The 6,397-nt window shown below is 59.2% G+C and carries 4 protein-coding genes; all 4 read left to right on the top strand.

What is annotated here, in order from left to right:
* Position 1: 1 nt before the first annotated feature.
* Positions 2–1,567 carry a winged helix-turn-helix domain-containing protein gene (locus tag Q8K08_RS00275; protein ID WP_304802138.1) on the top strand — a complete coding sequence of 522 codons (1,566 nt, stop codon included), beginning with the start codon at positions 2–4 and terminating at the stop codon, positions 1,565–1,567.
* A gap of 324 nt (positions 1,568–1,891) precedes the next feature.
* Positions 1,892–3,154, top strand: coding sequence for a PQQ-dependent sugar dehydrogenase (locus Q8K08_RS00280; RefSeq protein WP_322573332.1), 1,263 nt, complete (start codon positions 1,892–1,894; stop codon positions 3,152–3,154).
* Complete coding sequence (locus tag Q8K08_RS00285) at positions 3,151–3,735, top strand: c-type cytochrome (RefSeq protein WP_304802140.1); 585 nt, start codon at positions 3,151–3,153, stop codon at positions 3,733–3,735. The genes Q8K08_RS00280 and Q8K08_RS00285 overlap by 4 nt, the downstream gene beginning before the upstream one ends.
* Before the next feature lie 781 nt (positions 3,736–4,516).
* The coding region (gene ftsH, locus Q8K08_RS00290; RefSeq protein WP_305248796.1) for an ATP-dependent zinc metalloprotease FtsH at positions 4,517–6,397 on the top strand (1,881 nt) is incomplete at its 3' end.

A 6,397-nucleotide genomic window follows, 5' to 3' on the forward strand; every position in this document is an offset into this window, starting at 1 on the left:
CATGATCCAATACATCGATGCTGTTTTTCATCCTGACTTTACGTCGGCTCGCAGGGGCGATGGCGCAGATGTCACCTTCACCCGCGGGGAAACGCGCATACTGGCCTGTCTTGCGCGTCATCCGGGCCGGGTTGTCACGCGCAATCAGATCCTGGATGAGATTTCGGATGTCGGGTCAGACAAGACTGACCGCAACGTGGATTTCATGATCAATCGGCTGCGGCGCAAGCTGGCAGACAGCCCCCGCACGCCTCGGTTCATCGACACCCGCTATGGCGAGGGCTATGTCTGGCTTCCGCGCGTCAGCAATGGTCTGCCCAAGGCCTCAGGCGCGCATGTCGTGATTGGTCCGGTCCGGGGAACACGCAATCTTGCAGACGCGGCGCCCTTGGCTGACCATTTCAGTGATGCATTCCAGACCGAGTTTACCCGCAACTTCGGGCCAGACCACAAAGTTGTCTTTGATCCCGATTGCCCGCCACTGGCATCGTTTTCCGAAGGCGCGCCCGTAATTTCTGTTGATATGACCTTTCTGCGGGACGACACGGCACTGGACTGTGTGATCCATGCCTCGGCGTTTCAATCGGGCATGACCTACAGTCTCAGCCGGCACCGCATTCCATCGGATCCAGCCCAAAGGGCAGAGCTTCCCGATGCCATTAACGTGCTGGCCCGTCGTCTGGCTGCGGACATCTGGAAAAGCCTGACCCTGACTGCCAACCGTCGCGAGACCATGCAGGTGGCGATGCACAACGCGGCGCAAAACCTGCAAGCGGGTCTGCCGGGTTGGGCAGAAAGCCACCGTCACCTGCAAGATCTGGCGGCCCGGAATCCGACCGATCACGGCATCCAGATCATGCTGGCAAGCAACATCCACAGCAAATATGTGCAGCACGGGCTGGAGATCTTTGCGACAGGTGCAGACACAAGGGCCCAGGACGAGGCGCAGATCGAAGCGCTTGTCACTGCAAACCTGCCTTTTGTACAAAATGACCCGTTTTACGCGGCGACGGCGGCAAAGCTTTTGTATTTTGTTGGACCGGGCTACAGACACTTGGCGTTGGAAATGGTGGAAAAGGTCAATCGCACCACAACTGCCGTCGCACCTGCTCTGGCAAGCCTCGGGCCAATGCGTGGCTTTTCAGGTCAAATCGAGCCGGGTTTGGCCGCCCTTGATCAGGCGTTGGACCTCACCGAACCGGGTTCGGAAATGGAGGTATATGTGCTGTGCCTGAAGTGCCAACTTCTGATGGCGATCAATGACCGGCCCCGCCTCGATGCCGTTCTGGCGCGTCTTTATGCGTTGAAGCCTACGATCTGTTTTGTCTACGACATCTTCTATGGCCGCGAAGACAACCCGTCGCCGCAGGCTCTTATGGCGATGGACAACATGACTGTGCAACAGGCGCGGGGAATGTTGATCTTTGCCGACTATCTGTGTGGGCGGCATTTCGAAAACCCTGAGCATCGCAAGAATACCTTGCATGTCCCACTGACCCTGCTGGCACGCAAATTCGGATCGGACATTGGAGCCTGCGTGGGTATCGATCTACCGGTCGAGTCATAATCGGCGGCTCAGATGGGCTTGGCAGCGTCAAGCCAGACAAGTCTGCATCCGGGCGGTCCAACGTTGGGGTCGGATCAATCCAGAGTGGCTTTTTGATGGCGTGGATACCCTCTCCTGACAGCATCGCAATGTGTCAATGTGATGAGTGCTAAGGCCATCACAGAGCCGACCGATGCGAACTTTGGGCCAAGCAGGAATCGCGGCTGATCAATCGTATTGGTAAAATATCTTGACCAGAATCAGTATGTGGTGATCATATTCAGTCATGGAGCGGCGTTGGCAGTGGGAGGCTGTGTCACTCCATTCACCCAAAGGGAGGATTAAATGACACATATGCAAGTTCTGAAAGGACTGCTGGTTGGCACCATACTTTCTGGACCGGTTTTTGCTCAGGAAAACTTGGACAAGCTGACCGGCATGCAGAAGACTGACGCAACCTTTACCTTCGTCGAACAGGACGGGGCAAAAGCGGCGGCGCTGCGGGATATCGTGCAATATATCAATGTTCCGGAAGGTTTCGATGTAAGTCTTTACGCTGTTGTGCCAGACGCGCGCTCCATGGCAATGGCACCACAGGGCACCGTGCTGTTCGCGGGAACGCGCAAAGACAAGGTCTGGTCAATCGTAGACCGTGACCGTGACCGTGTTGCAGATGAGGTGAAGGATTTTGCACCTTCGATCACTTTTGACATTCCGAACGGCCCCTGTTTCTCGCGCGATGGGTTCCTTTACATCGCCGAACGCAACCGGGTTCTTGTTTTTCCTGCGGCAGAATTCTTCTTTGAAGGTCCTGACATTGCCGTCGGCGTCGTCGTTCCACAGGGTGAGCTGATCCCGCCGGAGGAGGAGAGCTTTAACCACACTGCCCGGGTGTGCGACGTCGGTCCCGATGGCAAGCTCTACATCTCGTTGGGCCAGCCACATAACGTCCAACCACGAGAAAAACTCGAGCTTTATGATAAGCTGGGCATCGGTGGCATTATCCGCATGAACACTGACGGCACAGGCCGCGAGGTCTATACCCGAGGGGTGCGCAATTCCGTTGGTCAGGACTTTAACCCGGCCACGGGTGAATTGTGGTGGACCGATAATCAGGTTGACGGAATGGGTGACGACATTCCACCGGGAGAGTTGAACCGGCAAACTGCGGCAGGCCAGCACTTTGGCTTCCCATGGACCAACTCGCGCGTCGAGATTCCCGATTACAAGGACGTGCCACGTCCCGAGGGGGTGACATTCGTTGAACCGCAACTGGAACTGGAAGCGCATGCAGCAGATCTTGGTATGCGTTTCTACCAAGGCAGTTCTTTCCCTGACAAGTATCGCGGCGGCATTTTCTGGGCGCAACACGGATCGTGGAACAGAACGACTCCTGTTGGCGCAAGAGTGATGTTCACTGCGCTTGACGAGAACGGCGACGCTGTCGGCGCAGAGATCTTTGCTGACGGTTGGCTGAACGAGGAAACCGGTGAGTATCGCGGTCGCCCCATGGACATCGAGTTTCTGCCGGATGGGTCGATGCTGGTGTCTGACGACTTTGCCGGAGCAATCTGGCGGATCGCCCACAACCCAAAGCCGGCTGAATGAGCCGCGCAATTGCCATGGTTCTCGGCGGGCTTTTGCTCGCCGGGGGCCTCTCTCACCCCAGTTTTGCCGAGGATCTGGAGGCCGGTCGAAAGGTCGCCAACATGTGCCGGACGTGTCATGGCATTGACGGTTATGCGCAGATCCCCATTGCTCCGCATATTGGCGGGGAACCAAAAGAGTATCTTGAGGGGCAGCTTATGGCCTTCAAGACCGGCGCGCGCCACCATGAGATGATGTCGGTCGTAACAGCCACGCTCTCGGCGCAGCAGATCTCTGACGTCGCGGCGTGGTATGCTTCTTTTACTGCGGTAGCGACGCTGCCGGCCAACGTCAAAGAGACCGAAGCTCCGGCGGCTTGTGTTTCGTGTCATGGCGCTGACGGGATATCGGTTTTGTTCAATGCGCCCAACCTTGCGGGCGAAGTGAACATTTATATCGATACCCAGCTGAAAGCGTTTCGTGTTGGAAAAAGGCAACATGAAATCATGTCCGAGATCGCATCGGAAATGACGGACGCAGAAATCCGAGAAGTCGCGGACTGGTATTCGAAAGTTGTTCTGGAGATTGTGCCTTCTGACTAGATAGCGGGCCTTTCAGGTCAGCTTGCAAAATGGGCCGGGTCTTACACGTAATCCCCCCATTTTTAACGGGGTGCCTTCGTATAACTTACGCGGCCATTTTTGGTTTCTGAGCGGGTGTTATGCCGTAGATGCCCATCTTCGGGCAGTCGTTGTTGTAAGTCCAGCCATTGCGTGGCGTGATCGTGTGCCCTCCGTTTGCCGTTAGGCGCTTCATGCGGCATTGCGATCTGAACTGCCAACCGTTGCCTGCCTGATTGCAGGCCTTCGATGTCCCACAATGACGCGGCTCGGACGATGCAGTGGACTGTCAGGAATGATGCAGATGAAAATGGAGCACGCAAACGAGATGGGCACATCGGAGTCGCATTGAACCAGTATCATCTTGGCGGCCACAGCGCTGACCACAGACCGAAGCCTAAACCCGATGAGCCCGACCTCTCCCTCCAAAATCAGGCCGCATGTCCCAAATCATTCGACGACGGACAGGATGGTGAGTTACAGGGTGCCACTGCAAGCAAAATCGCTCCAGACCAGAGAGTAATCAGCCGAACCCAAAGCAATATCATAGTGATTATTGGCACAAGCGCAGCCGTGCCTGCCCTTCATGAACGCGAATGGCCAGCCGCTCGCCGGCAGCCGCGCTGCGCATTCGAAACTTTCGCCACCCCGATCTGATCTGCATCAATGCCCTGGAGGTCCACCCAAGCAATACTGGGGCATTCACGCACGCCTGCTTTGGGGCCGCCAATCGTGCCCGGCACAGTTTTGATTGGGATGCGACATGGTAAATCACGCAACACCGCCAGAACCGTCAGAGCCGCCGACTTTGGCCCGGCTGATGTGGCCCGTGGTTTTCATGCTGATCGGGTTTGCGTTTTTGTCCATGCAGTTGCCCTCGGGGACTGCGGCACCAACCGAGGTTTCGTATAGTGAAGTCAAGGCCCTGATCCGCAACGGACAGGTGCGCCAAGCGACCCTTGAGGCGACAGCCATCGTCGCCACCCTGCACAGCCCGACCGCCACAGGTGCCAACCGAGTGCGCGCCATCACCCCGCAGCAACCTGATGCCGGGCTGTTGCCGCTGCTTGAAGACATGGGCGTGACCGTGACAGCCCAAGAGCCGCGCGCGCCGTCGGCTCTGATATCCCTGCTGCCGTGGCTTTTGATCATCGGGTTCTATTTCTGGCTCAGCCGGCGGATGATGGGCGGCGGCATCGGCGGCATGGGTGGTGGCCTGCCGGGAGGTATCGGGGATTTTCTGGGCGGGCGGGCCGCCAAGCCTGTCAAACCCACGCGCAAGGTGACGTTTGCCGATGTAGCGGGCCAAGACGAGGCCAAGCGCGAAGTGTCGGAACTGGTCGAATTCCTGCGCGATCCGGACCGGTTTTCCAAGGTTGGCGCGACCGTGCCGCATGGCGTCTTGCTGATGGGGCCGCCCGGCACCGGCAAGACGCTGCTGGCCCGCGCGCTGGCAGGCGAGGCCGATGTGCCGTTCTTTTCCACCTCGGGGTCCGAGTTCATCGAGGTGTTCGTGGGCGTTGGCGCAGGCCGGGTGCGCAAGATGTTTGAGGAGGCGCGCAAGCAATCACCCTCGATCATCTTCATTGATGAGCTGGACAGCATCGGGCGCACCCGTGGCACCGGACTTGGCGGCGGCCATGATGAGCGTGAACAGACGCTGAACCAGATATTGGCTGAACTTGACGGGTTCACCGCGCGCGAGGCCGTGGTGGTGCTGGCCGCCACCAACCGCCCCGATGTGCTGGACCCTGCCCTGCTGCGTCCCGGCCGGTTCGACCGGCATGTGACGCTGGAGCTGCCCGACAAGACCGCCCGGCGGGCGATCCTTGATGTGCATGTCAAGGATCTGCCGCTGCGCCACGATGTCGATCTGGATCAGGTGGCTGCCGGCACGCCGGGGTTTTCCGGGGCCGATCTGAAAAACCTGCTGAACGAGGCGGCGATCACGGCGGCCAGACGGTCGGCCGCAGACATCACCCCCGCCGATCTGGATCAGGCGCGCGACAAGGTGATGATGGGCACGGTGCGCACGCTGGCAATCCAGCCCGACGAACGGCACCGCCTTGCCGTGCACGAGGCCGGGCATACCGCCGCCGCCTTCTACAACCCCGGGGCCGATCCGATCTACAAGGTCACGATCATTCCGCGCGGGCGCAGTCTTGGCAGCACCCACATGCTGCCCGAACATGACCGCCACACCCTGCCCGAGGCCTATCTGCGGGTGCAGCTGACCACGCTTCTGGCTGGGCGGGCGGCGGAAAAGCTGCTGCTTAGGTCGGTCAGTTCGGGGGCCGACGATGATATCCGCCGCGCAACTGTGCTGGCGCGGTCGATGGTGGCGCGCTGGGGCATGGACCCCGACATCGGCCCGGTCGATCTGCGCGACAGCGAGGATCACCCCTTCCTTGGCCAGCAGATCGCCCAGCCGCGCAGTTTCTCGGACCAGACGGCGGCGCGGGTGGATCAGGCGGTGATCACCCTCTTGCACGCGGCCGAAGCACAAGCGACGCAGATCATCGAAGCGCACCGCGACCAGATCGGACAGCTCGTCACCCGGCTCGAGGCCGACGAAACCCTTGATCTGACCGCGATCCGGGAATGCCTCGGCCCATCAGACACAATCACCCCGTTTCGCAAAGGC

It is taken from the genome of Pseudotabrizicola sp. (assembly GCF_030684215.1).
GTDB lineage: Bacteria > Pseudomonadota > Alphaproteobacteria > Rhodobacterales > Rhodobacteraceae > Pseudotabrizicola.

Excerpts from the sequence above, each read along its gene's own strand:
- Q8K08_RS00285 (WP_304802140.1), top strand. The coding sequence starts at position 3,151 with ATGAGCCGCGCAATTGCCATGGTTCTCGGCGGGCTTTTGCTCGCCGGG.
- Q8K08_RS00280 (WP_322573332.1), top strand. The coding sequence starts at position 1,892 with ATGACACATATGCAAGTTCTGAAAGGACTGCTGGTTGGCACCATACTT.
- Q8K08_RS00275 (WP_304802138.1), top strand. The coding sequence starts at position 2 with ATGATCCAATACATCGATGCTGTTTTTCATCCTGACTTTACGTCGGCT.